Here is a 25,914-nt window from a genome sequence, read left to right as displayed (position 1 = left end):
AAAAGCGGTATTTTGGCATTATATCGGTATGCAGTGTTTTTTAGGATGAGTGATGAAACAGTTCCCGTTTGATAAACGTTACGAGATTGAAGATGCCAACGGTGTTGTTGAGTACTATATTGACGGCGATGAGTATATTCGTGGTCAGGATGGTGTGCCGGGTTATCGAATTGCAGGTTATGAAGTGTACGAGCATAATGCTGAAGCTAAACTCGCAGGTTTCCTGGAAGGGAAACATATCACAACCCCGGATGCGGATATTTTGCTGACGATTTTAGATGATACACCCGCAGAAGATTAATCTTCGTTAGTGTGTTTTTCGGCTCTGGGCTGCGATATAAATGTTATTCGCAGCCTATGTACAGGCGAGAAGTAGCACATGAGATAGGTTTGAGGGCATAAGGCATATGGTTGCTCAATTTACTATGGAAAACATTGTCGGGCTGATTTTGGTCATCAGTTGCATCATTGCCTTATTAATTGTCTCAGTGTGGGGAATGAGACGGCACCATTCTCGTTATAGGTTTATATTACAATTTGTAAGCTTCCTGCTGTGGTCTGTCATGGTAATTGTGGTGGGAAAGATCATCAATAATGTACTTGTTGACATAAAGATAAACTTTATCACGCCCAAGACAGTTAATTTTATCTGTATGTCAGTTATCCTGCTGATGTTGATGCGTAGGATGTTTGTATTATTTGATGTATTGGAAAAGCGACAGGTGGCAAAAGGGAGTGATATCACCAGCGCTAAAATCATCTCGCGCATGCTGAAAATTACCTTCGTGGTGGTGGTCGTTCTACTCTATGGTGAACATCTGGGCATGAGTTTTTCCGGGCTAGTTACCTTTGGCGGTATTGGGGGGCTTGCTGTCGGTATGGCTGGAAAAGATATTTTGAGTAATTTCTTTTCTGGCGTGATGCTTTATTTTGATCGCCCTTTTAATATTGGAGACTGGATACGTTTACCTGATCGCCATATTGAGGGTGTTGTTGTTGAAATAGGTTGGCGGCTGACAAAAATAATGACGTTTGAAAATCGTCCACTGTATGTTCCTAACTCCATATTCACCGATATTAGTGTTGAAAACCCCGGACGCATGACCAACCGCAGAATAAAAACCACTCTGGCGCTGCGTTATGAGGATGCGGATAAAATAGGAATAATTGTGGATGAAATGCACAATTTTTTAGCCAATAATGATGATATTGATCAGCAACAGACCTTATTGGTCTATTTCAATGGGTTTGGCGAGTCTTCTCTCAATATTATGGTTTATTGCTTTACTAAGACCAAAGTATGGGCTGAATGGCTGGCAGTTCAGCAAAACTGTTATTTGAAATTTATCGATATAGTGCATCAGCATGGCGCAGACTTTGCTTTTCCCAGCCGAACACTTTATATCGAAAATAATACAGAGCAACCGGAAACTTCAGCGAACAGTAAAATCGATTAACGTCATCTTTTAGTAATAACCTGGTGGAGCCACTATGAATCAGCAAGCCATTACGTTGTATACAGGTGCGGATTTTTTCAGCCCTTAGGATGGTCGGAAGAATTTATTCAGTGAATGGTGCATTGCAGATACTGATTTGGCGTTAATGCTTAACCGGCTGGCGCTCAATAGTGACGAACTGCCGGCATATTTGCGTAAGTATGCAAGTTATCAATGGCAACGGCCTTCAGTACAGCAATGGCGTGCGTTGTCACAAAAATAGTGAATCCCAGACGGTGGGGAGAAACTCTTGAAACCAGCATAGTACGGCTGGTTATTACTCTAATCCCTCACAGTAACAGTGGCTTAATCGGTAGCTCGGTTTTAGGCGATTGTCATGAAAATAATATAAAGTTAGTGAGTTACCTATGGCCGAGTTGCTGGAAAAAATAATGATAAAAAGTGGGAAGTTAATACGTGTCTCGGTGCTACTGACGGGCTTTTTTTTATTAGGCGCTTGTAGTCAATTACCCAGAAATCCAGTACCTGTGGCGCTAATGCCGGAGGCCGAAATCCCTGGAATGCCCAATATTCGCGCGGGAGCCGGGCATATTAGCCCAATATTTGAAGCTGATTTACTGCAATCCTATCAAGATGAGCCGAAAGAGATGTTCCACGTGGCTGATGGAACTCATGTTTATCCTCATTTAGCTTTATCAGGCGGAGGCCCTAATGGCGCCTTCGGTGCCGGTTTTTTGAATGGCTGGACTAAAACGGGCAAACGGCCGGTTTTTAAAGTGGTGAGTGGGGTATCAACCGGCGCCCTGATCGCGCCTTTTGCCTTTTTAGGCAGTGATTATGACCAGGCGCTGCATGACTTTTATACTACGACGACCACCCAAGATATTTTCCATTTGGATAATCTGCTCTTTCGTCTATTTTTCCGCGAGTCATTGGCGGATACCAGTCCATTATCTCAGCTCATTGATGGTCATATAACACCTCAATTACTGAGTGAAATAGCCAAGGCCCATCAACAAGGGCGGCGGTTGTATATGGGCACGGTTGATCTTGATTCGCAGCGCTTTATTGTGTGGAACATGGGGATGATTGCCACGAAAGGGACTCCGGAAGCTTTAATATTATTCCGTAAAGTGATGCTTGCTTCCTCCTCCGTCCCCGTCGCTTTTTCACCCGTATTTTTTGATGTGGTGGCTAAAGGTAAACATTATGATGAAATGCATGTCGATGGCGGTGTTGCGGCGCGAGTTTTTTACAATGGTGGGGTATACAGTTCCAAAGTGGTGCGTGCCAGAGCGGGCTTAGCCGAGAGTAAAGAAGATATTTATATTATTCACAATGGTCAGCTAGGCCCACAACCGGCACCCACCCCGCGATTGGTCCGAAATATTGCTTTGCGCACGCTGGATTCAACCAGTAAAGCGGCATTAGTCGGCGATTTATACCGAATTTATGCTTTCTCATTGGCTGAAAAATCAGGATTTCACTGGATAACTATTCCACCGGATATTGATATTAACGGCGCAGAGATTTTTGATCCGGTGAAGATGGAGCATTTATATCAGGCGGGTTATGCCGAGGCTTTACAGGGGCCTAAGTGGGCGTTACGGCCGCCGGGTGCTATTGAGATGGGGACCTTATTGCAAGATGCAATCTCTAACGCGAACGTGGCAACAGACTCACATTAGACTGAATATAACGACATCTGGCTACATCTGGCTAAATAGAGGCAGCGAGCCATCAACAACTGCGGCACCGATATAAATAATAAAAAGTGAATAGAGAAAGAAATTACTGATCATTTGATACCTCGGTTACCTACGCGAGTAAAACATGTGACCATGTCAGATCCATTACACTATAGACTTTAATTGAATAAAAAGCGCACAGCAAATGAATAAATAATGAATTTATTGTGACTGATTTGCGACAAAATCGACTTTTTTTAGAAAATATCGAGATTGCAGATCAGACTTTTCGGGCCAATAAGCGCATGGGTCAAACGAGCTAGAGGTAAGAGTCACTGATAATATTTGTTGGATTTCGTTTTTTATCAATCGGTTAGCCTAAATAGAAAACAATTTAAGCAGCATACGAGCAGAGAGAGTGAGATTGTGCTACACTATGCGACCGATAATCAAGGATAAAACATGAAAAAAGTCTCAATCATTGCTCAGTGCTTAATAAACGCTAAGAGTTTCAGTGAGATGTCCGAAGCTGAATCCTCGATAAAAAAGGTTTTCAACGACAGTTATTCCGATCATTCGTTTGATGAATGGAATACGGATGTTTCTACGTTGAGTGCGAACCGTATTATCAGCCTGGTTGCTGGTGCTTCCAAGGTTCGGGTCAGAGGGTTGATCCAAGAATTATGGAATCACTGATCCCAGACCAAGGGTTTCCAATAACCTGCCTACCATTTCACTACGCCAAGCATGCCAGCCATGCAGCGTGGTGAATGTTTCCCCCTCGTATCTTTCCATTTTCTGCTTGTTTCTTTCCATTGTCTCCTGCAAAACCGGTTATTTCCACTGAGTGAGATCTCATCCGGTAAAGATAATCTGAGTAACGCTGACCACGCCACGGTTTAGGGGCGTTGGTTAACGTAATCTAATGAGGTTGTACAACTGAGAGGCGAGTATATGTCATTTCTTGATAGCATCAGAAAACTGGTTAGCAGTGCCAAAGTGAACATTAAGTGCCCAGATTGCGGCGCAGCATCTGAACAAAGCACAGAAAAAGTGCATAAAAATACAGCGTTAGTGTGCCCAAAATGTGGCTGTTTATTTTTGCCTAAAGACAAACAGTAGTGGCGGTTCAATCAGCCAAAAATCATAGACGCCCACCGCAGCAGCATTAATGCGCCACAGATGCAAAGTAACACCAAAAACATTTTCCAATGTTTTGTATGTAAGCGTTTGGTCACCATAGGCCTTTATTTTTACCTCAATAGATTTGTTTGATTTGAAATTGTTTGATTTGAAATTGTTTTACGGGATTTATTTTTTTACCACAATTTAGGTATAGTAGCGAAAATTTATGTTGATGCGAGAGTGAGTTCGTAGCGTTAAAGTATAATATGCGCTGCATCAATAATATTACGAATAGGAATAATGAAACTATGGCTGCAATTCCACAAAAATATGAAAACGCTGAACGTTGGGCTTTTGGTGATACTGAACAAGTCGCGGATGATTTATTGGCATTGGTTCTCAATGGTACTAAAACGGCAACTTGTGCTGCATTAGATGAAGAAGGTGTCCCGCAGGCGGGTGATGTTTTTGTTGTGGTCAATGGCCGTAATGAACCAGTTTGTGCAGTCGAGTTGACGGATGTTGAGCTGAAAACTTTTGCCCAGGTTGATGAGGCGCATGCTTTTGCTGAAGGTGAGGGCGATCGTTCGTTGGCTTATTGGCGTAAAGAGCATCAGCGGTTTTTTGAAGAATACGAACTATTCTCCCCAGATATGATGCTGATTTGTATGCAATTCAAACTGTTGGAAACATTCTGATAGCAGAGTTTGTGATGCAAGCAGCAAGCGCTGTTTAGCAGCCAGCTTTATCGAATGTAAAATGAAGAAACCGCCACTCATAAATTTTAGCTATGGGTGACGGATCTTTAAACCGTCAAGTGACCTTCATCACCCAGGCGTCTTGATGTCGGTCATAATGTTTTTTGTAGAGCAGCTTATCTTTACCGTCTAATGTTGCAGGAATACTGGTATTTTCATCCCATCCATCTAGCTGCATACACAATTCAGGATCTGACTTGCACGGGATACTGAGCGTGTTTTCGCCTTTCTCCAATGGTGCGGATAATACCGCGTCATCCACTTCGAAACTTCTGATTTTTACCACGGTTTTTCCCATAAAGACTCCTTCTTTACCGAGTGGTATGAGGTATGACCAGACTGGTCGCCTTATTGAGAATAGCCGAGCTAAAAAAAAGCGCCAGAAGGTGGCGCGAAAAAAATGCCGCTAGCCGCTAGCGGGGAAGCTCGGCCAAATTAAACTGATTACGACCATTCTTTTTAGAATAATAAAGTGCCTGGTCAGCAGTCTGCACCAAATCAGCCTGATCAGTAATATTGCTGTGCAGTTGAGATTGATAGACGGTGACCCCCAGGCTGATGGTCACTTTGCGGAATTTGCTTTCGCCGTGTTTGATACCCATCGCCCTGATAGATTGCAGAATATGTTCTGCCACTAAACTGGCACCTTTTTGGTCCGTGTCTGGCAAGATAGCGGCGAATTCTTCTCCGCCATAACGGGCGACAATATCGGTGCTGCGTTTCAATGATTTACGCAATGTCCTGGCGACCAACCGCAGACATGCATCACCAGAAATATGGCCGTAGCAATCATTGAAATTCTTAAAATAATCTATATCAATCATTAAAATGGCCAATGGCGAGTTTGAGCGCCTTGCCCGCATAAATTCATGGGCCAATACTTTCTTGAACTCTCGGCGATTAGGTAATTTGGTTAGCGAGTCAGTTCTGGCTTGAATTTCCAGACGTCGGTTAGCCTTAATCAGCTTAAGTTCCAGTAGCTTACGTTCATGGATATCTTCTGCGGTGCCGTACCAGCACTCCACATTACCCTGATCGTCAGTGCTGGGGACGGCGCGGATACGCATCCAGTTCCAGCCTTTTTCTACATGGCAAAAACGTATTTCGACGTCGAGTGGTTCCTGTGTTTGCAGAGAATGTTCCCAACTTATTAATGTGGGGTGGCGGTCATCCACATGAATACTTCGCAGCCATCTGTCATCCAGTGCTTCTTCGCGGGTTAACCCCGTGATTTTTTCAAAGCGAGAGCTGATATTGGTGATCATGCCATCTGGCGAGGCTGTCCAGGGGATCTGTGGGTTCAGTTCCACCATATTGCGATAATGTTGTTTACTGCTGCGCAGCTTTTCTTCCATCTTTTTCAGTGCAGAGATATCGATCATCGCGACAGACAGGCCACTGACCTGACCATTTGGATATCTGGCGGCATTGATGCGCATGAAAAATACCCGTTGTTTATCCGGCATCTGAAACTCAGCATCTGGGATGCTATCGTTACAATAGGCTTTGAGCAGGGCATTTTTCAGAATAGGGATGATGCTGGGCAAGAAATCAGCCACTTTACGGCCATTAACATCTACGGTTTTTTTATCTAATAATTCAGCAAGATAGTCATTGACTGTAAGGTAACATAAGGTTGTATCGATAAAGCACAGTCCTGCTGGAGCACTGGAATAAATCGATTCCAACTCAAAAAGGCGTTTATTGGCATCATAAGGTAAATTGCTCAGATTACGGTCTATTCCCCGATAACCTTTGAATTCTCCATTATGGTTAAAAAGCGGGATACCACTGCTTTCTACTAATACTTCGCTGCCATCTGCGCGGATACTACGATTTTGTATACCCGCAAAAGGAATACGCGCAGCCGCGATATTGGCAAATATCGCACCCACTCGATTAGCTTCATCTTCGGGCATAAAATCAAATGGGGTTTTACCAATTACTTCATGCGGGAGACGACCTAGCAGCTCGATAGATTTTGCAGATGAAAAGGTATAACGGCCGGCAACATCAACTTCCCAGATCCAGTCTGAATTATTTTCGATGATATCCCGTAAGCTGTTCATTTCTTTTAGCAGAGTAATGTCAGCTGATTTCTCCCGATTATCATAATCAGTCATGGTGCCCACTCCTGTTTAATCGCGGCTTTCCTTAGGTAGAAGTCTTTCGGCTATTATTTAAGCCCGCAGATTGTATAACAGGGACAGATTTAGTACAGCTCATTCGGAATTTTCTTATCTTTAAGTTGTTTCTTAACGATTATTGCACTGAAAAATAAAGGGAAATATATAGCTCTCCACGGCAATGCAGGATAAATACGACATCCCCATAATTAACAATTAATACACAAGTACCAGACTTACATTATCCTGATAGTCGCCTGGAGTTCGTTGGTTCTGACTGGCGTTAATAGCGGCGTGATAAGGAACAAGTTGAGCGGCACCCGTTCCTGAGCCAGGTTGCATTGAGGTTGAGTCCCATAATGTGGTGCCAGAAGCGCCTTGATACAACTGATATTGTAAATAGTCAGTGACGGTCGTGGAGTTCAGTTTCATTTGCCGCCAATTGGTCACGGGGTTATCCCCAGCAGTGACATAAGTATTAAAGGTCGAGCCTTTAGTGCAGGTGAGAGTGATATTTTGGCTGACGGGGTTGAATTGGCCTACTAACGCAAAACCACCGAAATTGACGTCTGGGGATTTATTAATAGCGCAATCTTTACTGACGACCAGAGTGACCGTCACTGACGAAATATCGGTGCCGATACCACTGCCACTCCAATATCCACCTACGCATGCGCCCAGTGCGGCGACTTTGCAAATACTGTAAGTCCAGGCCAGATTAATGACATCCGTATAAGTCCCTGCACTGATATTGACGTTAATTGCGCCATTAATCCCGGTTCGGATATAGATAGGGAGATTTGCGGTGATCCCCGTTAAACCGACTACCAGTAGATTAGCGCTGCTGTAATCCAGTACACCATTGAGACCCAGCGCTGGGCTAAAAGATCCATTGCGATAAATCGAGTAAGGAATTAGGTCTCCGGCCGAATTTTTAAGGTTAAGATTATTCGTAGTGCTGGTTATTTTGGCTGACAATGAATAGGACGATAATAAACTGACCCCCAGACCGGAACAAGACATCGCAGTGTTGCCCTGAGCATTGACTGCGGTGGTATTGGCCGCGACTGATGAGCTTGGTGGTAAGGTCACAGCGCCGGGTGAAAATGTGCAGGAGTCAGCGTGGGCTGAGGGAACCATAAATCCTATCAGTAATATCAGCAGCGCGATAATACCGAAGAGATTGCTAGCATCGTCTGCTCTGATGTTCTTCTGGGTCATATGTTCTCCGTTATTTCCGCTATTTTTGTTTATTGGCAGATAGCTTTCGCTTATTGGCATATCCGGGTGCCGATATTCTGTATTCCTACACTGTTTTTCAGTGCGAATTGCACAGTGCAATGGGCACCATTATCCGCTCGGATTATTTTCAGTTTGTTATTGGGTTTAGTTTGTTCAATATAAGCAATGCCATCCCAGCCGACATAGCTGATAGGTTGAGTATCGAGGGTAAATATCGGGCTGCCTTTGGGTAAATCTTTGCCAGACTCATCAGTAATATGCAGCGTCGCGGCGGTAATTTGTTGCAATGGAAAATCGACTAAATAACCGCTACGTTCGCTAATAGCCAGGCGGCGTTCAACTTCCGGCATGGAAACATCCGCCGGTAGGCTCATTGGGTCTATCTGGAATTTTGCCTGATAATAAGAGGTGACATTCGGAATTAATAAATAACCGTCGTCGTTGGTAATGCCTATTAATTGATTTTCATAACTCACCGGAATTTTGCCAAAACCGTGGGTTGATACCAGCGCAAAAGCATCATTAATAGTATTACTGGCATAGACCCCATGGTTCATCATGACCAGTGATCCGCTGACTTCTCCCCAGCGACGATAATCGCTGGTATTGCCATACACACCAACCCGGCTCTCCATCACGCGGGTTCGCCAGATGAGGTCGGCTTGCTGATAACTGCTGTTTTCACCGGTGCCATTGGCATAAGCCAAATTCCAGCCAAACCCGCCATTGGTCGGGGTTGCACGGCTATAGTTGACACGTTGACTCCAAGCGTTATTCGTGTCGCGCACACTGCTGATACTGCCCGCCCCCCAGTCCCCCAGCGGGATGCTGAAGACCATTTGTGCGTTGTAGCCTTTGCTGCCCAGCTCTCGGTTGACCGAGAAATAAAAACTAGTATTACCCACGACAGTGGTGCTGTAGCTGAGGTTGACCAGGCGGGTTCGCTCTCCTAATGCATCTCGGACATCAAAGTAACCGGAGCCGATAGAGCCATAGGCACCCAGCCCGAGGCTGCCGGTGATTTGGTCTGTACGGCGACTGGGCCGATATTCACTTTTATAATTTGCCAGGTCACCGTAGTTTTCACTGCGAGTAATACGCTGTGCATTTAAACTGAAAAATGCATTGCTATAGCTGTAACCGAGTGCGTATTGGTCACCGCGCCCGCCATAGCGCAGAGGCGAGTAGGAGGCCGGTAAATCGGCATTTGTTTCTGTGGGGGCGATGCCACTGCCTAGCACTTCATCACCGGCTTGACTGATACTGTAGGAACCATTTAAAACACCATAATTACCGACACGTAAGCTGGCACCACTTCCCATGACATTCAGTTGTTTGGCAATATCTGCCCGGCCCTCAAGTGTCAGCCAAGGGGTAGTGCCATAACGAAGCACTCCGCTGGCAACCGGGGAACCATAATCAGCAGAATGAATACCATAGTTTTGGCGTAGCATGCCGCTGGAAATACTGAAGTCCCATAAACCGGGCTTGAGCAGATTACTGGCGACATAGAAAGGGATTGAGGTGCTGACCTGGCGGCCTAATGCATCCGTGGTGACCACGGTTGCTTGCCCGGCACCATTGATTCTTGGCCCATTATCAATGACAAAAGGGCCGGGGTTAACCATTGCCGATTGGGTTCTAAAGTTATCAATATAGAGGTCAACGGTACTGGGGATTGCTGCCTGACCTGCAAACTGGGGCAGCGGGTAAGTGACTAAGTCCGGGCGGATGGCAAAGTTGCGTGATACTTGAAATCCACCCAAGCGGACTGAACTGCTCCAGGTGAGTGAGTTGGTTATCAGATCGCCCGCCGTGTAGCTGATCATATGATTTTCATCATTTAATCGCCACTGAGTATCGTATCGGACATACCCTTTTTCGACGGTGATGTTATCGGTATCCGTCAAACTAGTGCGATAAACTCCGGTGTTACTGAACAAACCGAAGTGGTCGAATAGGCGCTGTTCTGTCCAGGCCGAGACATTACTGGGGGGGCCGCTATGATCTCCCTGACTGGCATAGACATCATAGTTAAAGAGCAGCCCAAGGCTACTTTGAGCTAGATTATAGTCCTCGGTGGTGGTGGTATTAACCCGCTGCCGCGGTAACCATTCACTAGGAATATCAATGAGTAACCGTTGGTTATCACCTTGATAGGTGACATGCACTTTATCCATAGCATCAATGGCAACTTCGGGCGTACTCGCTATGGATGAGGGGAAACCGACGGCTTTTAGCTGCTCGGACGTCAGATAATAATGCCCGCCACGGTATATCACCGGCACAGCTTCACCGAAGTTGCGGCCATTAACCACCAGTTCAAGATATAAGGTCGTGTCAGGCATCACCGCAGCAGATGGCGGGGGAGGCAAATCATCCCCCAATACCGTTAGTGGTATAAATACAGGAGATATCATTGAGGCATACATCAATGTCAAAAATGGCGACAGCCTGAATTTGATAATCATGCCAAACCCTAACGTGTTTACATTTATTCCTGTTTATCAACGCATTAACCCTGCATTAATCAATAAAGACTCTTCATCTGGATAGTCTATTGATGGGGAATAACAATAGGTTTTGGGTGACTATTCACCAAGGCTGTTAATTGACCGCCACTTGCTGAAGCCGGAACTTGAAAACGCATTTCATTACCTGGCAGCACGTAGCCCATCAGCCCGCTATTAATATTTTTATTTTGTAAACTGACGTGAGAAATTCGGGCATGAGTCTGTCCTTGATTACGGATCGCCAACCACGTTTTACCGTTATCCTGAATGAACTTATAGCCAAGATTCAGCGGAAAGAAGGTTGCGGGGTTATTTGCATCTTCAGATTTCAGACCCTCACCATAGATAAATAACGGAATGGAGTAGCGCATCTGAAATATCAGCCCCATATTCAAAGAGGGCATAGGCGCGTCTTCGTTGGGATCTTTGCGGGGGATTTCATCAATCAACACTCGGAATGCTTGTTCCTGGCCTGCGGGCACCGGAGTGTTTTTAATCAGGCGGATCAGTTGGCGTTTACCCGGCAAAATAGTCGCTACGGGTGGGCTGGCAATAATAGCCGACTGATTGCTGTAATCTTCCTGCCCCGCTTTTTGCTGCCAGCCTAATACGCGGATTTGCATATAAATCGGCTGGCTGTCTTTATTTTCTAGCCACAGCGCCGTCGCTTTCTCATGACTGTTTATCACAGGATCAATAGGCCAAATCAGTACTGAGGAAGCGGCATGGAGTGGGCTGCTGGTAAGGGCCATGGCGAATGAAACTGTCAATGGGAGCAAGGTCATTGATGCGAGCGATGTTAATTTAAGCATGGTGAACTCCTTGTCGGTAAAATACCCACATTAAATAAATAGCCATTTAATAAGTGACGGTCACTAATAGCGTATCGGTGTAGTTCCCCGCGGTGGGGAGTGTGTTGGTGGCAAATAATTGCGCATATAAAATAATTTGTTGCAGCGTACTGTTTGCGCTAATAACTTGCGCTGTTCCGCCGTTACTGCCATTGCCCCAAATAACACTGCGGGCGCTGTTCTGAAATATTTGATAAAACAGATATTCACCGGTGGCACTGTTGAGTAACTGCCTGCCAGCGGAAATATTGCCGGTGGTATTTGCCCCGCTATTGAGTGCCAGAGTCATGCTGGGTGTACCACTGCATTGAATCATGATTGAACCGGCGTTTTGGCTGGAGACGATATTAATTACTGTTGATAATGAAGATATATTGCCAAAATTTAGTGTGCCAAAACTGCTGCTATCAGTTGTTCCACTGCCTAAAATACAGCCGGGTAATATGGTTGCTTTGACTGCAAAGGGGCTATTTAAAGTTTCCCCATAACTGCCGGTCACGGGTAAGCCGAATAAGCTAAGAACCAGTAATTGAATTAAGGTGGGATAGAAACTGTTATGTGCCATATTATTCTCTCCCTACCAATTGACAGTAACTTGAATGGTGTCGGTATAAATGCCGGCAGCCGGAGTGCTCTGTATCGGGATCAGCCCATAAACGGGGAGGGTAACGGGTTGCCCGGTGGCAACTTGTGAAACCCCCACGGTGTTGTCCCAAATTTGGCTATGCGCTAAGTCGGTATACAGGTTGTAATTCACATGCTGACTGGTCGGCCCGCCAGCCAAATAACGGTTATTGACACTGCCGCTTTGGCCGGGGCTGAGTAATACGCTAAAGCTGGTGCTTTTGCTGCACTGGACGGAAATCGCTCCGCTGTTGGCCTGACCGGTAACCGCTATCGGGGTGTTCAGCACGGTGGCTGAGCCAAAATTTAAGGTGCCAAAGCTGGTGGTACCCCCCACTGTGGTGCCCGCGATGCAGGTGGGCAATAACGTCGCATTGACTGTGATATTGGCAGTTTTAGTCACGGCATCAGCCGGATAGGTTCGCAGTAAGAACAGAAAAAAAATAAACCACAAGAGCGCCGTTTTATCTCGAGTTATCCGTGAGTTATCCGGGGCAATATCCCATGTCATGCTGGCTACCAACTGACAGTCACGTTGACGGTGTCGGTATAGGTGCTGACACTCGGCGTCGCCTGCACCGGAACTTGCGCGTAGACAGTGAGCGGGATAGGGGTAGCAATAGCGGTTGCGGTCCCGCTGAGAAGACCCGCGCCAGTGGTTGTCCATGGGACGGAATAGGCGTCGTCGTTATATAAATTGTAATTCACAAACTCTGAACTCCCACCGGCCAACCGGCGCTGGGTACCGGTGACATGGGCTCCGTTATCTATCCCGATACTGTAGGCGGTTCCGGCGCTACAGTATAAATTTAGCGTGCCATTGGCCGTGCTGCTATATGGCTGCTTGATCTGGACATTTAAGTCTGGCACCGAGCCGAAGCTGATTGTGCCTAAGTTGGTCAGGCCACCAGGGGCAGAACTGTCATTAAGATAACATCCTTTAATAATCGTTAATGTCGCACCTAGCGTCCCGCTTATGGTACCGGCACTTTCCGCTGACGGAGCGGATTGCAGTAAAACCATCGCACCTAGAATAAGTAAGGGTTTCTTCATTATTGCTTCCTTAATCATATAATTTGTAGCCAGGCAATCTAGCGTTGAGTTAGGCCAATGACGTAGCGCAACTGATGTTTACGACACAAATGATTAAAAAATCTAGATGATTAATTAATAGCAGTAAGATTCGAAAAGTGTCCAATTTTGATCGGAAAATCACGCATCCATCTCATGTCTATCATTTATTGTGTTTTTCACTGGAAAAACAATGACGGTCATCTAACCGCCATGTTTAAGTAAAATTGATATTTTAGAGTTTTAATTTTTAATGTGAACCCTTTCAGCAGCGTGATAAACAGGCAGTATCTGTGGGGCGAGAGATACCTATTGATTAGATTTGTTTCTCAATTGGTTCGCGGAAATTCCTAATGCTATTGTTGCTAACAGTGCGGTGACGCCGTAAGTCAATCGCATTCCTCGAATAATATCCGTTGCTGCTGCCAATTGAATATCATGAGAGGCTGACGCGAAAGCAAAAATCGCTCCCATGACCGATGCGCCAGTGATCAGCCCAAGATTGCGTGAAAGGTTAAGCATGCCGGAAACAACACCCCGCTGATCCGCGCTAACAGATTGAATCACCAGGGTATTGTTAGCGGTCTGGAAAATGGCATAGCCTGCCGTAATCAGGCAAATGGGGACGACATAGCCGAGCACACCTAAGTCTGTGGGAATTATCGCCAATATCATGGACCCGAAAACGACACCAACTAATCCACTGGAGACCATTATTCGAGCACCTAATTTATCCACTCCATAGCCCGCCGGAATACCGCTCAGTGCCGCGACTATCGGGCCAGCAGACATTGCTAACCCAACCCATTGCATTGGCAAGCCCAGCGCGCGGGAAAGATAAAATGGCCCGACAATTAATGTGGACATCATGATGGTAGCAACCAATGTGCTCATGATCAAACTTCCGCGCAACACTGAATGGTGCAATATAGCAGTTTGAATTAAGGGGAATTTCGCCCTTTTTTCTGCCCAAACAAATAGTCCGACACCGATGGCTGCCGCGGCTAATAACGCTAAATTACGTGCATCAAATGTGCCATGTCCCCATGTCATCGACAGCGCATACAGCGCGAGAGTCAGACTTAACAGCAACATGCCGAGGGGATCAAAACCTGAGCGAGGCCGAGGTGTTTGAGTCTGGCTGGTTGGCAAGTAACGTGATGCCAGGAACAGGGCCAACAGTCCAAAAGGGATATTGATTAAGAACATAGCAGGCCAACCCGCCCCGGCAATGAGTATGCCGCCGAGAGCGGGGCCAAGGGCGGTTCCGATGGCGGATACTGTGCCGAGTATCCCCATAGCGCGCCCGGTTTTTTCTTGGCTAACGGCTTCACCGACCAATGCCAATGTCAGTGTCATCATGGCGGCAGCCCCTAATCCTTGTAAGACTCGGGCGGCAATCAACATCCCCATGGTCGGAGCCAAAGCACAACCCACCGATGCCGCAGTGAATAATCCAATGCCGGTTTTTAGCAACAGCCGCTTGTTAATGATATCGCCCATGCGCCCAATACTGATGGCCGATGTGGTTATCGCCAGTAAGTAGGCTAAAACCACCCATTGCGCATCCTGAAATGAGGCATTTAAAGCCTGCGTCAATGTAGGTAATCCGACATTGGCAATGCTGGTGGCTAAGGAAGAAAGTAGCATTGGCAGAGCGAGACTGAGCATGGTTTTTCGCAGATGGGCATTTTCAACCATTGGGCCAGCAGATATTGAGTCAGCAGATTTGAGTGAGTTTGTGTTGTGAGTATTCGCTTTCATGTAGGGCGGCTCCAAATAAGACTTATTCAGGAGACTATTTCATTACCTGATAGGGCGGAAGACGCATGTAATGCAGTTTATTAATGCATCTAACGCCATGTCATGACGGATTATGCTAGAGTCACTGGATGACAAAACCTGACCTCAATTTATTAATTACACTCAATGTCCTGCTTGCGGAAGGTAGCGTGGTGCGAGCTGCTCAGCGATTAGGGCTTAGCCCATCGGCGATGAGCCGGTCACTGGCCAGATTGCGCCAAACCACCGGCGACCCATTATTGGTTAGGGCGGGGCGGGCGTTGGTTCCGACGCCAAGAGCGCTGGAGCTACGTGAACAAGTGAGCCAATTGGTACAAGACGCGACTTCGGTTCTGCGCCCGGCAGAGACACTCAATCTTGCGCAATTGACGCGTGTTTTCACATTGCGTAGCAGCGACGGTTTTTTCGAAAATTTTGGTGCGGCGCTGTTGGCTCGGGTTAACCAAGATGCTGCGGGGGTGCGGTTGCGCTTTATGCAAAAAATGAACAAAGACAGTGCGTTACTTCGCGATGGCATTGTCGATCTGGAAACCGGTGTGGTGGGGGCTGCGGCCAGCCCTGAACTGCGCACGCGGGCATTATTTGGTGACCGTTTTATCGGTGTGGCCAGAGCCGGGCATTTATTGAGTGAGGGGGAGATAACCGCTGAGCGCTACGCGGCCCAAGGCCACATTATGATTTCACGGCGCCAAGGTCATAAAGGGCCAGTTGATGAGGCGTTGCAATTATTGGGTCTTGAAAGAAACGCCGTCACTTATGTTGATGGCATCTCGACCGCACTGGCCTTAGTGAAAGGTTCTGATTTAGTGGCCACGGTTCCGGAACGTCACACACTGAATTTGCGCGGTGGTATGTTCAGCTTCCCGCTGCCAATAAACTTACCGACTATCAGAGTTTCTATGCTCTGGCACCCACGAATGGATGCTGACCCAGCGCATCGCTGGTTGCGAAAATGTGTGTTGGATGTCTGTGGTGATAGCGATTAGGGCAGCACATTCGCTGCCCTGTTAGCCAGTTGAATTAGAAGCGCGGGATTGCCGTCCCCCAATTGCGCCAGTCTTTAGGTTCTTGTGGGTTCAGCAAAAAGTGTTGATTAACTTCGGCTTTCGGGGCCAGCGGTGTGGTGGGGGGCGTGGCGAAAGCAATGCCACCGCGAATAAACTGCTGGAAAGTGCCACTTTTCACTACTCCGCCAGTCAATCCGAACTCAAGGTTATAGCCCGATGCTAGCCAGAAGACGGTATTTTGCCGCACTAATTGCTGGAATTTCTGACTGATGCGCAGAGAAACTTGCACCCGATCAGACATTGCCCCCAGATTAAACCCAGTGACAGTGCCCACTTCCAACCCACGGAACAGCACTGGCGTGCCAATTTGCAGCGAACCTGCTTCTGCGGTATCGAGAATAATGCTCAGGCCATCAAGATAGCGCGAGTCGGTAATGGTGGCGGTTTGCAGCTCAAACGTGCGCAATGTATTACCTTTACCCGGCTCGACATTAATGTAGGGCTGGAACAGCGTATCCAGATTATTGACCCCTGCTGCGGAGATCTCCGGTGACACAATCGAGAAGCGGGTACCGGCGCGGGTAAAACTTTGCACGTATTCGGGGTAGAGCACCGCCTTGGCTAAGACTTCATTGCGCTCAGGAGCCAGTTTGAGTGATTCAACTTGACCAATATTGATGCCGAGATAGCGAATTGGCATCCCAGCCGCCAGTTTACTGGCATCAAAGGTGCGTAAGATAATCTGGCTACCGACCGCACGGGCGGCGGTTTCATTAACATAAAGTGTGCGTTTTGCGCCTTTATCCAGCGAGACACCCTCGAGGTTATCAAAGCTGATAGCGCCTTTTAATGCCCGATTCAGTGGGGAAGCCTGCACGGTGAGGCCACTGCCATTAAATTGGACTTTCGCACCGCCCTCGGCCCAGAAAATACTCTTATCGGTGAGCAGTTTGCGATATTCCGGCTCAATATAAACCTCCACTTCGAATTCATTGGCTTTCGGCCTAATCTGGGTAATTTCACCCACCTGGAATTTCCGATACAGCACCACGGAGCCGGTTTGCACATCGGGCAAACTGGTGGCAGTCAAGGTGAGGGTGGCGGCCGGGCTGTTGCCTAAAATGCCATCAAGGGCTTTGTCCACACTGCTGTACAGCGGGTATTTATTGAGCGGCTCGCCTTTACTGCCCGGCAGAATCAAAATGCCACCATCAATCCACTCCTGTGCACTGGCACCTTGAATATTAATACCGTCGATGCCGAGTTTCACATTCAGCCGGCTGTTCACCACAAACTTACTGTCTTTATGCACTAAGTTCCGGTATTTCGCTTCAATCGCCGCCGTAAAACTGACGCCATTGGCGGACAGTTCGCGCGTCAAAACCTGACCAATTTTAATGCCATGCAGTGAGATTGGCTGACCCACATCGATGCCATAACTTTCTGGTGCAGTGAGTTGCAATTCAAGCACATTGGGCTGCTGTAACAGGCTTTTGCTGCTGGGCAGCACAGTAAAGCGCTGTTGCGGTTCACCCTCGCCGGGGATAAGTTCCAGGGTGTTGCCGGTTAAAAGTTCACTCAGTTTGGCATCATTAAGACTGATTCGCGGGCTGTTCATCTCAATACGCGTGCCAGTGCGCATTAAATCCACCACTGACGGGTCAATGGTTAATTCGCCGGTCACTTTGCTGTCCGGCTGAAGAGTCATTTTTGTCAGAGTTCCGACTTGTAAACCCTGATAAATCAGTGGGGTGCGCCCCTCACTCAAACTGCTGCCGCTGGGCAAATCCAGTGTGATAGCCACACCGCGTTGGCTGTGCGCTAAATCTGGATAGAGCTGGAAGGGCTGATCTGGCTTTGCATTCTGGCTGTTTGGTGGGGAATCAAAGGCAATCGCGCCATTCACCAAAGCGGCCAAGCTTTCCATTTGTACAGAAGCGCCACTTAGGCTGAAATCACCTTTAAAACCAGATACATTCCAGAAACGGGTGTCATTCTTGACCAGTTTGGCAAAACGCCGGTCAATCAGCACGTCAATGACAACGCCGCTATTATCAGGCGCGATGTTGTAATCATAGACTTTGCCCACCGGAATTTTACGGTAATACACCAGCGAGCCGCTATTGAGCGAACCTAAATCAGGCGCATGAAGATGCACCATTAACTCGCCGGTATTTAGACGGAATTTGGGCTGAGTATCTAACGCGGTAAAGTGGCTCTGAGGTTTACCTTCTCCCGGCATCATGCCGATATAGTTGCCGCCCACCAAAGCATCCAGCCCGGAAACCCCAGCTAATGAGGCTTTTGGGGTGACCAACCAGAATTGAGTCCCTTCGCGCAGTGAATCTTCCATGTCATTTTTGATACTGGCGGTGACTTTAATATTCCGCAGATCATCATCCAGACTGATGGACTGCACTATGCCAACTTCTACACCTTGATAGCGAATCGGGGTGCGCCCCGCGACAATCCCTGCCGCAGACTGGAAATCAATGGTGACTTCGGTGCCGCGTTCCTGCCAGTTGTTATAAACCAGCCAGCCAGCAATCAGCAGGGCAATAAAAGGCAGCAGCCAAAAAGGCGATATCCGGCGTTTATGTTTAACCTGTGCCTCAGTCGGTGTACTCGGCGTTTCCTGTTGCATGTGCATCCCAAATCAACCGGCTATCCAGCCACTCAACAGCAAGGATAGTCAAAATGACCGCAGACCCAAAATAGAAAGCTGCTGGCCCCATAGTGAAAGAAAGGAGCTGATCGCGATTAATCAGCGACATCATTAGTGCAATAACAAAGAGATCCAGCATTGACCAGCGGCCAATCCAGGTTATCAAACGCAGCAACCGCATGCGGGTTTTCAGACTGTGCTGTGTCTTGAGATGAATACTCAGCAACAATGTTATTAAGACAATGACTTTAGTAAAGGGCACCAACACACTGGCGATAAATACCACGGCGGCTATGGGCATATTACCCGATGAAGCCAGAGAAACCACGCCCGAGAAAATAGTATCCTCCATACGCACGCCGTTGGCATAAACAATTGATATCGGCAATAGGTTGGCGGGCAGTAACAATACAATAGAGGCAATTAAGGTTGCCCAGGTTTTTTGGATGCTATGACGGCGGCGATGGCGCAAAGGTGTATGGCAACGCGGGCAACGCCTCAGTGCATCAGGGTGCCCGGTATAATGGCAGGAGAGACAAACACGCAGTGTTTCTCTGGGGCCGGGCGGCTGTTCTTGCGGATAAAACCGCTCCCACAATTGCTCCAGATTCAAATGCACCAGCGCCAGAATACTCAGCAATGTTAAAGTCAGGTAGGCTATTAATCCGCTACCGGCCATCACGTCGGCGTATTCTTTGACTTTAATACAGGCCACCGCCATACCGATAAGATAGATATCCAGCATTACCCACTCTTTTAAGCGCTCCAACATCAGCAAAATAGGGCGCAGGTTCATGCCAATCCGGCTGCCAATTCGCAGATACAGTATTGAGACGGTCAATGTAATCGGCGCACCCATAATACAAAACGCCACCATACTGGCAGTGATGGGGTGACCCTGACGGCTCATTTGCCAAATGCCCTCCAGCAAACTGGCATCAATCCGCGTGCCGAGCAGGCGGATAGTGATGAGCGGCTCGGTAAAGGCAAACGGCATCAATAACAGCATGGCGACAGCAATGGCCGTCAGCCGGGTTAATGACCAATCGCGCCCATTGGCTATTTTCGCACTGCAACGCGGGCAATAGGCAGTCTGCTTGCCATTGAGAGGGGGCAAGGTAAATAGCGCATCGCACTGACAGCACCGCTGAACTCTGGCGGTGGACAAGGGGCGTTGAATGGCATGTATCTTCATCAGATAAGAACCCTGACCCCAATATATAAATAATAAAGCGGATGGTAGCAGAGCAATGAGTCAAAACAAGGGGCAAAAAGGGGCAAACCCCACGGTGGGCAAATCTTTTCCATGGTAAGCGCCGAATAACCTTGTAGCAACGCGCATTTAATGATTATTTTATATAAGCTAGGCAGATCAATTGTCTCTGGCTATTTTTAGGTTTCTAACGGTTATTACATGAAAAAAGCAGAATTCTACGCGGAATTAAAACGTGATTTGAGTGCCCTGATTGCAGGTGAAACCAACTTCATTGCCACATTGGCTAATGCCAGCGCGTTAATTTATGAACGCCTTGAGGGTTTGAATTGGGCCGGTTTTTATTTGCTCGATGGCAATCAATTGGTATTAGGCCCTTTCCAGGGGAAAATCGCCTGTGTACGAATCCCGGTTGGGAAAGGGGTATGTGGAACAGCTGTAGCAGAAAATCGCGTTCAGCGGGTCGGTGATGTGCATGCATTCCCCGGTCATATTGCATGTGATGCCGCCAGTAATGCTGAAATTGTGCTGCCAATCACAGTTAAAGGAAATGTTATCGGCGTTTTGGATATCGACAGCATTGTTTATGATCGCTTTGATAAAGACGACGAATTAGGCTTAATCTCAGTCGTGGCGGGGCTTTGCGAGCATCTTGAGCTTTGTGACAGTGCAAAATATGTTACAAAGAGTGCAAGTTGATAGACGGATAACGTGGCAATTGCTGATGGCGTCATTATAATGACGCCTGTTCATGCCTGCGCTGGTTGGCAAACCCGTTGTAATCAGGAAATTTCATGGAAAATCAACCTAAGTTGAACAGTAGTAAAGAAGTCATAGCCTTTTTGGCTGAGCGGTTCCCGCTTTGTTTCACCGCCGAAGGCGAAGCACGTCCACTGAAGATCGGTATTTTTCAAGATCTGGTCGAACGTGTTCAGGGGGAACAGAATTTAAGCAAAACGCAATTGCGTTCTGCGCTGCGTCTCTATACATCTAGCTGGCGTTATCTTTATGGGGTCAAAGTCGGTGCTGAACGTGTTGATTTAGACGGCAACCCTTGTGGTGTGCTGGAAGAACAACATGTCGAACATGCCCGCAAACAGCTGGAAGAGGCGAAAGCCCGTGTTCAGGCACAACGTGCTGAACAACAAGCTAAAAAGCGCGAAGCTGCTATTGCTGCGGGTGAAACTCCAGAGCCACGTCGCCCACGTCCGGCAGGTAAAAAACCTGCACCGCGTCGTGAAGCGGGTGCTCCGGTGGAAAACCGCAAGCCTCGTCAGTTACCTCGCCCACAGCAGGCTAATCAAAAACAGGCTCGGCCACCTCGTCCACAGGCCGAGGAAAACCAGCCACGCCCTGTGCCGGTCACAGATATCTCTAAACTGCAAATTGGTCAAGAAATCAAAGTCAGAGCAGGCAAGAGCGCGATGGACGCAACCGTATTAGAAATCGCTAAAGATGGCGTACGGGTGCAGCTGTCTTCAGGTCTGGCGATGATTGTGCGCGCAGAACACTTGCAGTTCTGATACGGAGGCCAACCTAGGCATGAACAAATTTGTCAGACTAACAGCAATCGCAGGCTTGTTACTGGCGGGGGCAAGTTACGCGGCTGATACAACGTATCGCGTCGATCAACTTCCTCAATTGCACCAGGAACCAGAGCATGCAACCGTGAGTGAGCGCGTAACATCGCGCTTCACTCGCTCTCACTATCGTCAGTTTGCATTGGACGATCAGTTTTCTGCCAAAATATTTGATCGCTTTCTCAACATGCTGGATTACAGCCATAACCTGTTGTTGGCATCAGATGTGGCACAGTTCGCGGATAAAAAACATTCGCTGGACGATGAGTTAAAATCCGGCCAGCTAGATACGCCGTATGCATTATTCAATCTGGCGCAAAAGCGCCGTTTTGAACGCTATCAATATGCGCTGTCAGTTTTAGACCGGCCAATGAATTTCGCCGGTAATGACACCATTGATATTGATCGCAGCAAAGCGCCTTGGCCGACCAGCGAAGCTGAGCTGAATAAGCTTTGGGACGCAAAAGTTAAGTATGACCAGCTCAATTTGAAATTAACCGGTAAAACGGATAAAGAAATCAAAGAGACGCTGACCAAGCGCTATCAGGCAGCCATTAAGCGCTTGACGCAAAGTAATAGCGAAGACGTCTTCCAGCTGATCATGAATGCTTTCGCTCACGAAATTGACCCGCATACCAATTACTTATCCCCACGAAATACCGAACAGTTCAATACTGAAATGAGCTTGTCTCTGGAAGGTATTGGTGCAGTCCTGCAAATGGATGATGATTACACATTAATCAATTCCATGGTTCCAGGTGGCCCGGCAGCGAAAAGTAAAACTATCGCGGTGGGTGATCGGGTAATCGGCGTAGGGCAAACCGGTAAACCGATGGTGGATGTCATCGGCTGGCGTTTGGATGATGTGGTCGCGCTGATTAAAGGGCCGAAAGGCAGTAAAGTCCGGTTAGAAATTTTACCTGCCGGTAAAGGGACTAAACCGCGCACTGTGACCTTGACGCGTGAGCGTATTCGCCTGGAAGACCGCGCGGTGAAAATGTCGGTGAAAACCATCGGCAAAGAACGCGTCGGCGTACTGGATATTCCGGGCTTCTATGTTGGCTTGACCGAAGACGTCAAGGTGCAATTGCAGAAGCTGGAGAAAGAAAATGTCAGTAGCATTATCATTGACTTACGCAGCAATGGTGGGGGTGCTCTGACCGAGGCTGTTTCTCTGTCTGGTTTGTTTATTCCGAGTGGCCCTGTGGTTCAAGTTCGGGATAACAATGGCAAAGTACGTGAAGACAGTGATACTGACGGCGTGGTGTATTACAAAGGCCCGCTGGTGGTCTTGGTTGACCGCTACAGTGCCTCTGCCTCTGAGATTTTTGCTGCTGCAATGCAAGACTATGGCCGTGCATTAATTGTCGGTGAGCCGACCTTCGGTAAAGGCACGGTTCAGCAGTATCGTTCGCTGAATCGTATTTACGATCAAATGCTGCGCCCTGAATGGCCAGCCTTGGGCTCACTGCAATACACTATCCAGAAATTCTATCGGGTAGATGGCGGCAGTACTCAGCGCAAAGGGGTTGTCCCAGATATCGTGATGCCAACGGGTGTTGATCCGGCAGAAACCGGTGAAAGCTTCGAAGATAATGCTTTGCCTTGGGACAGCATCAATGCTGCCAGTTATACCAAGACGGGCGATTTGAAACCGCTGGAGCCGGAATTGCTTAAAACGCATGCCGCGCGTATCGCTGCTGATCCTGAATTCCAACATATTCAGCAAGATATTGAACGTTATAAGGCGCTGAAAGATAAGAAGAACATTGTCTCTCTCAATTACGCTCAACGCGAAAAAGAGAATCATGATGATGATGCCACGCGCCTGAACCGCTTAAATGAGCGCTTCAAACGTGAGGGTAAAAAGCCGCTGAAGTCATTGGAAGATTTGCCAAAAGACTATCAGGAACCGGACCCTTATCTGGACGAAACTGTTCATATCGCATTGGATTTGGCCCATAAAGAGAAAGCGCAGCCGCAGGTTGAATCTCAACCCGCAGCACCTGCGCAGGTAGCTACCGCCGCAAAATAGTCTGCGGATGATAGACATAATCCGGGTTCTTGGAGCCCGGATTTTTTTTACTTTTTTTTCATGTCCATCCGTTGGATTGGTGGAAAAACAGCTTAATATGTAATGAAAAGTATCCAAATTTGTAAAGTTATGTTGATTTCCTCTCTTAGGACTTAACAAACCTTGAAAATTTGTCAGATGCCCATACGATCAGCATATCTCAGTAATCATTTAGCTAAGTCATCATGACAAATTTGGCTTAATACGATGTAGATTTAATACGGTCGTCAATTAACAGAATAAGGAAATAACTTTTTATGATGCGTATCGCTCTATTCCTTCTCACCAACTTGGCTGTCATGTTGGTGTTCGGGTTGGTGCTTAGCCTGACAGGTATTCAGTCCAGCAGTGTGCAGGGGCTGATGATCATGGCCGGTCTGTTTGGTTTCGGCGGCGCATTTGTTTCGTTGCTGATGTCAAAATGGATGGCTCTGCGCTCCGTGGGCGGTGAAGTGATTGAGCAACCACGTAATGAAACTGAACGCTGGTTGTTGGAGACTGTCCGTCGTCAGTCTCAGCAGGTAGGCATAGCTATGCCACAAGTGGCTATTTACCAGGCCCCGGATATTAACGCCTTTGCGACCGGTGCTCGTCGTGATGCTTCACTGGTCGCCGTCAGCACCGGTTTGTTGCAGAACATGAGCCGCGATGAAGCTGAGGCGGTTATTGCCCATGAAATCAGCCATGTGGCAAATGGTGATATGGTCACCATGACCTTGATTCAAGGCATTGTGAATACCTTTGTTATCTTTATTTCGCGCTTGATTGCACAGGTGGCTGCGGGCTTCTTGTCGGGTGATCGTGATAATGAAGGGAGCAGTTCAGGTAACCCAATGGTTTACTTTGCGGTATCAATGGTATTGGAGCTGGTGTTTGGTATTCTTGCCAGCATTATTACCATGTGGTTCTCACGTCATCGTGAATTCCATGCCGATGCCGGCTCAGCAAGATTGGTCGGGCGGGAGAAGATGATTGCCGCATTGCAGCGGTTAAAAACCAGCTATGAGCCACAGGAAGCAGGAACTCTGATGGCTTTCTGCATTAACGGTAAATCTAAATCATTCAGTGAGCTGTTTATGTCCCATCCGCCGCTGGACAAACGTATTGAAGCTTTGCGTTCTGGTGAATACCTGAAATAAGTTCAATAAAAACCCGCTTCGGCGCTGAGGGATCCCCACTAATTCAGCGCTAATAAACCAACACCATATTCGGTAGGTTTTGGCGAGGTGATTAAGAACAGTATCCAGTGCTGTTCGCGTTAAAATTAGCGGAGAGTGTCGCAAGATATTCTCCGCTAATGTCAGATAAGATATAACCCGTCGTGACTTAAGGCTGTTAGCCTGATACCTCAGATGTAACCCTTTATTTTCAGCATGATAGCCAAGTAACCATAATACTGCCGTGCTTAACGTTGCCAGAAGACTTAACACCAGTATACGCCCCGCTGTGCGGCTGTGACTGGCGCGAAGCCCAAAGCCAAAACGTTCACTTTTCTCATCGCGAAAATTCTGCTCTATCTGCATCCTGCGACTGTATAACTTCATGACTTCACGTGGTTTAAACTCCTCTGTACTGCTAAAAATAAGCCACGGTTCTTTTGCTGCGGCGCGTCCGTCCCGCTCCTGCGAATAGCGAGATATCCGGCAACGGGCACGTTTATTCTGCCGCCCTTTGGGTTCCTTTTTATGCAGGTAAAAGTGACCATCACAGCGGGCATATTCTGCACGTGCGAGTGTCCCCGGCCCCAGATATTCAGGTTTGCCACTGGCCGATAATTCCTGCCGCCTGAACCAGTGCTCACCTTTTTTATCCAGCCGGAGCTGGATATTGCCTCTGACTCGCCCGATAAAATCCCAACCCAATGATTTAATATGGTGAAACCAGGCATTTTGAAAACCGGCGTCAGTGACGATGAGTACCTTTTTATCAGGCGCAATAGCGGTGGCGATAGAATTCAGGAACTCTTTTTGTATCAATGCATTCTGTTGGTTATGCGAGGGAACAATTTGGCTCATTAACGGGATGGAACGACCATCACAAATCAGGCTGGCGCGTAAGACGTGGAATGCCTGTGAGGGATAACCACTCCAGTCAACAGCAATAACACACCAGGGAAG

The 25,914-nt window shown here is 47.5% G+C and carries 24 protein-coding genes and 2 pseudogenes; 13 read left to right on the top strand and 13 right to left on the bottom strand.

The annotated features are described in order from the left end of the window. The first annotated feature begins 52 nt into the window (after positions 1-52). From OVO64_RS00130 to OVO64_RS00105, 6 genes and pseudogenes are all read left to right on the top strand, one after another. A complete protein-coding gene (locus OVO64_RS00130; RefSeq protein WP_038632472.1) occupies positions 53-301 on the top strand; it encodes a hypothetical protein in 249 nt (82 codons plus the stop codon). A 106-nt stretch (positions 302-407) separates the two neighbouring features. Then, complete coding sequence (locus OVO64_RS00125) at positions 408-1,457, top strand: mechanosensitive ion channel family protein (protein ID WP_038632473.1); 1,050 nt, start codon at positions 408-410, stop codon at positions 1,455-1,457. A gap of 88 nt (positions 1,458-1,545) precedes the next feature. Beyond that, positions 1,546-1,719: pseudogene (locus OVO64_RS00120) on the top strand (glutathione S-transferase); the annotation flags it as partial. Positions 1,720-1,888: 169 nt separating this feature from the next. Then, positions 1,889-3,145 (top strand): patatin-like phospholipase family protein, encoded by a 1,257-nt coding sequence (locus OVO64_RS00115; RefSeq protein WP_042562619.1) that lies wholly within the window; start codon positions 1,889-1,891, stop codon positions 3,143-3,145. Positions 3,146-3,607: 462 nt separating this feature from the next. Next, positions 3,608-3,841, top strand: a complete 234-nt coding sequence (locus OVO64_RS00110) for a hypothetical protein (protein WP_038632477.1) — start codon at positions 3,608-3,610, stop codon at positions 3,839-3,841. A 258-nt stretch (positions 3,842-4,099) separates the two neighbouring features. Continuing rightward, positions 4,100-4,267, top strand: a complete 168-nt coding sequence (locus OVO64_RS00105; RefSeq protein WP_215624503.1) for a YnfU family zinc-binding protein — start codon at positions 4,100-4,102, stop codon at positions 4,265-4,267. An 11-nt stretch (positions 4,268-4,278) separates the two neighbouring features. Here OVO64_RS00105 and yniD read toward each other — a convergent pair whose 3' ends face one another. Then, the gene (gene yniD / locus OVO64_RS00100; protein WP_086019094.1) at positions 4,279-4,386 is read right to left on the bottom strand and encodes a small membrane protein YniD; all 108 of its coding nucleotides are present in this window, start codon (positions 4,384-4,386) and stop codon (positions 4,279-4,281) included. Positions 4,387-4,578: 192 nt separating this feature from the next. On the opposite strand from yniD, the gene OVO64_RS00095 reads away from it, so the two are divergent. Continuing rightward, positions 4,579-4,968 carry an ASCH domain-containing protein gene (locus OVO64_RS00095; protein WP_038632479.1) on the top strand — a complete coding sequence of 130 codons (390 nt, stop codon included), beginning with the start codon at positions 4,579-4,581 and terminating at the stop codon, positions 4,966-4,968. Positions 4,969-5,083: 115 nt separating this feature from the next. On the opposite strand, the gene OVO64_RS00090 is transcribed toward OVO64_RS00095, so the two are convergent. The 4 genes from OVO64_RS00090 to OVO64_RS00075 all read right to left on the bottom strand — a co-directional run bounded on the left by OVO64_RS00090 (position 5,084) and on the right by OVO64_RS00075 (position 10,816). Then, positions 5,084-5,326, bottom strand: coding sequence for a YebV family protein (locus tag OVO64_RS00090; protein ID WP_038632480.1), 243 nt, complete (start codon positions 5,324-5,326; stop codon positions 5,084-5,086). A 115-nt stretch (positions 5,327-5,441) separates the two neighbouring features. Then, positions 5,442-7,151 carry a diguanylate cyclase gene (locus OVO64_RS00085; protein ID WP_038632482.1) on the bottom strand — a complete coding sequence of 570 codons (1,710 nt, stop codon included), beginning with the start codon at positions 7,149-7,151 and terminating at the stop codon, positions 5,442-5,444. 219 nt (positions 7,152-7,370) lie between these two features. Next, complete coding sequence (locus OVO64_RS00080) at positions 7,371-8,375, bottom strand: spore coat U domain-containing protein (RefSeq protein WP_038632484.1); 1,005 nt, start codon at positions 8,373-8,375, stop codon at positions 7,371-7,373. Between the two features lie 50 nt (positions 8,376-8,425). After that, the gene (locus tag OVO64_RS00075) at positions 8,426-10,816 is read right to left on the bottom strand and encodes a fimbria/pilus outer membrane usher protein (RefSeq protein ID WP_267248495.1); all 2,391 of its coding nucleotides are present in this window, start codon (positions 10,814-10,816) and stop codon (positions 8,426-8,428) included. On the opposite strand from OVO64_RS00075, the gene OVO64_RS00070 reads away from it, so the two are divergent. Continuing rightward, positions 10,734-10,952, top strand: coding sequence for a fimbrial protein (locus tag OVO64_RS00070; protein WP_235202971.1), 219 nt, complete (start codon positions 10,734-10,736; stop codon positions 10,950-10,952). The two genes, OVO64_RS00075 and OVO64_RS00070, sit on opposite strands and share 83 nt — an antisense overlap. A gap of 1 nt (position 10,953) precedes the next feature. On the opposite strand, the gene OVO64_RS00065 is transcribed toward OVO64_RS00070, so the two are convergent. The 5 genes from OVO64_RS00065 to OVO64_RS00045 all read right to left on the bottom strand — a co-directional run bounded on the left by OVO64_RS00065 (position 10,954) and on the right by OVO64_RS00045 (position 15,219). Beyond that, positions 10,954-11,721, bottom strand: coding sequence for a molecular chaperone (locus OVO64_RS00065; protein WP_038632489.1), 768 nt, complete (start codon positions 11,719-11,721; stop codon positions 10,954-10,956). Positions 11,722-11,767: 46 nt separating this feature from the next. Next, complete coding sequence (locus OVO64_RS00060; protein WP_038632491.1) at positions 11,768-12,325, bottom strand: spore coat U domain-containing protein; 558 nt, start codon at positions 12,323-12,325, stop codon at positions 11,768-11,770. 12 nt (positions 12,326-12,337) lie between these two features. Further along, positions 12,338-12,895: a spore coat U domain-containing protein gene (locus OVO64_RS00055; protein ID WP_038632493.1), complete on the bottom strand. Its 558-nt coding sequence runs from the start codon at positions 12,893-12,895 to the stop codon at positions 12,338-12,340. A gap of 5 nt (positions 12,896-12,900) precedes the next feature. Then, on the bottom strand, positions 12,901-13,437 hold the full coding sequence (locus OVO64_RS00050) for a spore coat U domain-containing protein (protein WP_038632495.1): 537 nt from the start codon (positions 13,435-13,437) through the stop codon (positions 12,901-12,903). A gap of 327 nt (positions 13,438-13,764) precedes the next feature. After that, positions 13,765-15,219, bottom strand: a complete 1,455-nt coding sequence (locus OVO64_RS00045; RefSeq protein WP_038632497.1) for an MFS transporter — start codon at positions 15,217-15,219, stop codon at positions 13,765-13,767. A gap of 128 nt (positions 15,220-15,347) precedes the next feature. Here OVO64_RS00045 and OVO64_RS00040 point away from each other — a divergent pair, with 128 nt between their 5' ends. Then, a complete protein-coding gene (locus OVO64_RS00040) occupies positions 15,348-16,244 on the top strand; it encodes a LysR family transcriptional regulator (protein WP_038632499.1) in 897 nt (298 codons plus the stop codon). Positions 16,245-16,278: 34 nt separating this feature from the next. Here the strand turns inward: OVO64_RS00040 and OVO64_RS00035 are convergent, their stop codons facing one another. Together OVO64_RS00035 and yebS are read right to left on the bottom strand one after the other, a co-directional pair. Further along, positions 16,279-18,909 (bottom strand): PqiB family protein, encoded by a 2,631-nt coding sequence (locus tag OVO64_RS00035; protein WP_050291195.1) that lies wholly within the window; start codon positions 18,907-18,909, stop codon positions 16,279-16,281. Continuing rightward, complete coding sequence (yebS, locus tag OVO64_RS00030) at positions 18,878-20,125, bottom strand: membrane integrity lipid transport subunit YebS (RefSeq protein ID WP_050291194.1); 1,248 nt, start codon at positions 20,123-20,125, stop codon at positions 18,878-18,880. Before yebS ends, OVO64_RS00035 begins: the two co-directional genes overlap by 32 nt. Before the next feature lie 219 nt (positions 20,126-20,344). Here yebS and OVO64_RS00025 point away from each other — a divergent pair, with 219 nt between their 5' ends. The 4 genes from OVO64_RS00025 (at position 20,345) to htpX (ending at position 24,936) form a co-directional block, all read left to right on the top strand. Beyond that, complete coding sequence (locus OVO64_RS00025) at positions 20,345-20,842, top strand: GAF domain-containing protein (protein ID WP_050116334.1); 498 nt, start codon at positions 20,345-20,347, stop codon at positions 20,840-20,842. 95 nt (positions 20,843-20,937) lie between these two features. Further along, complete coding sequence (gene proQ, locus OVO64_RS00020; RefSeq protein ID WP_050291190.1) at positions 20,938-21,666, top strand: RNA chaperone ProQ; 729 nt, start codon at positions 20,938-20,940, stop codon at positions 21,664-21,666. Between the two features lie 19 nt (positions 21,667-21,685). After that, positions 21,686-23,758 carry a carboxy terminal-processing peptidase gene (gene prc, locus OVO64_RS00015; protein ID WP_050291189.1) on the top strand — a complete coding sequence of 691 codons (2,073 nt, stop codon included), beginning with the start codon at positions 21,686-21,688 and terminating at the stop codon, positions 23,756-23,758. Between the two features lie 296 nt (positions 23,759-24,054). After that, positions 24,055-24,936, top strand: coding sequence for a protease HtpX (htpX, locus tag OVO64_RS00010; protein ID WP_050291187.1), 882 nt, complete (start codon positions 24,055-24,057; stop codon positions 24,934-24,936). Positions 24,937-24,985: 49 nt separating this feature from the next. On the opposite strand, the pseudogene OVO64_RS00005 reads toward htpX, so the two are convergent. Continuing rightward, positions 24,986-25,914, bottom strand: a pseudogene (locus OVO64_RS00005) (IS4 family transposase); the annotation flags it as partial.

This window comes from Yersinia sp. Marseille-Q5920 (genome assembly GCF_946902935.1).
Lineage (GTDB): Bacteria > Pseudomonadota > Gammaproteobacteria > Enterobacterales > Enterobacteriaceae > Yersinia > Yersinia rochesterensis.
Note: the sequence above shows the minus strand (reverse complement) of the source record. Positions and strands in the feature narration are given on the sequence as shown.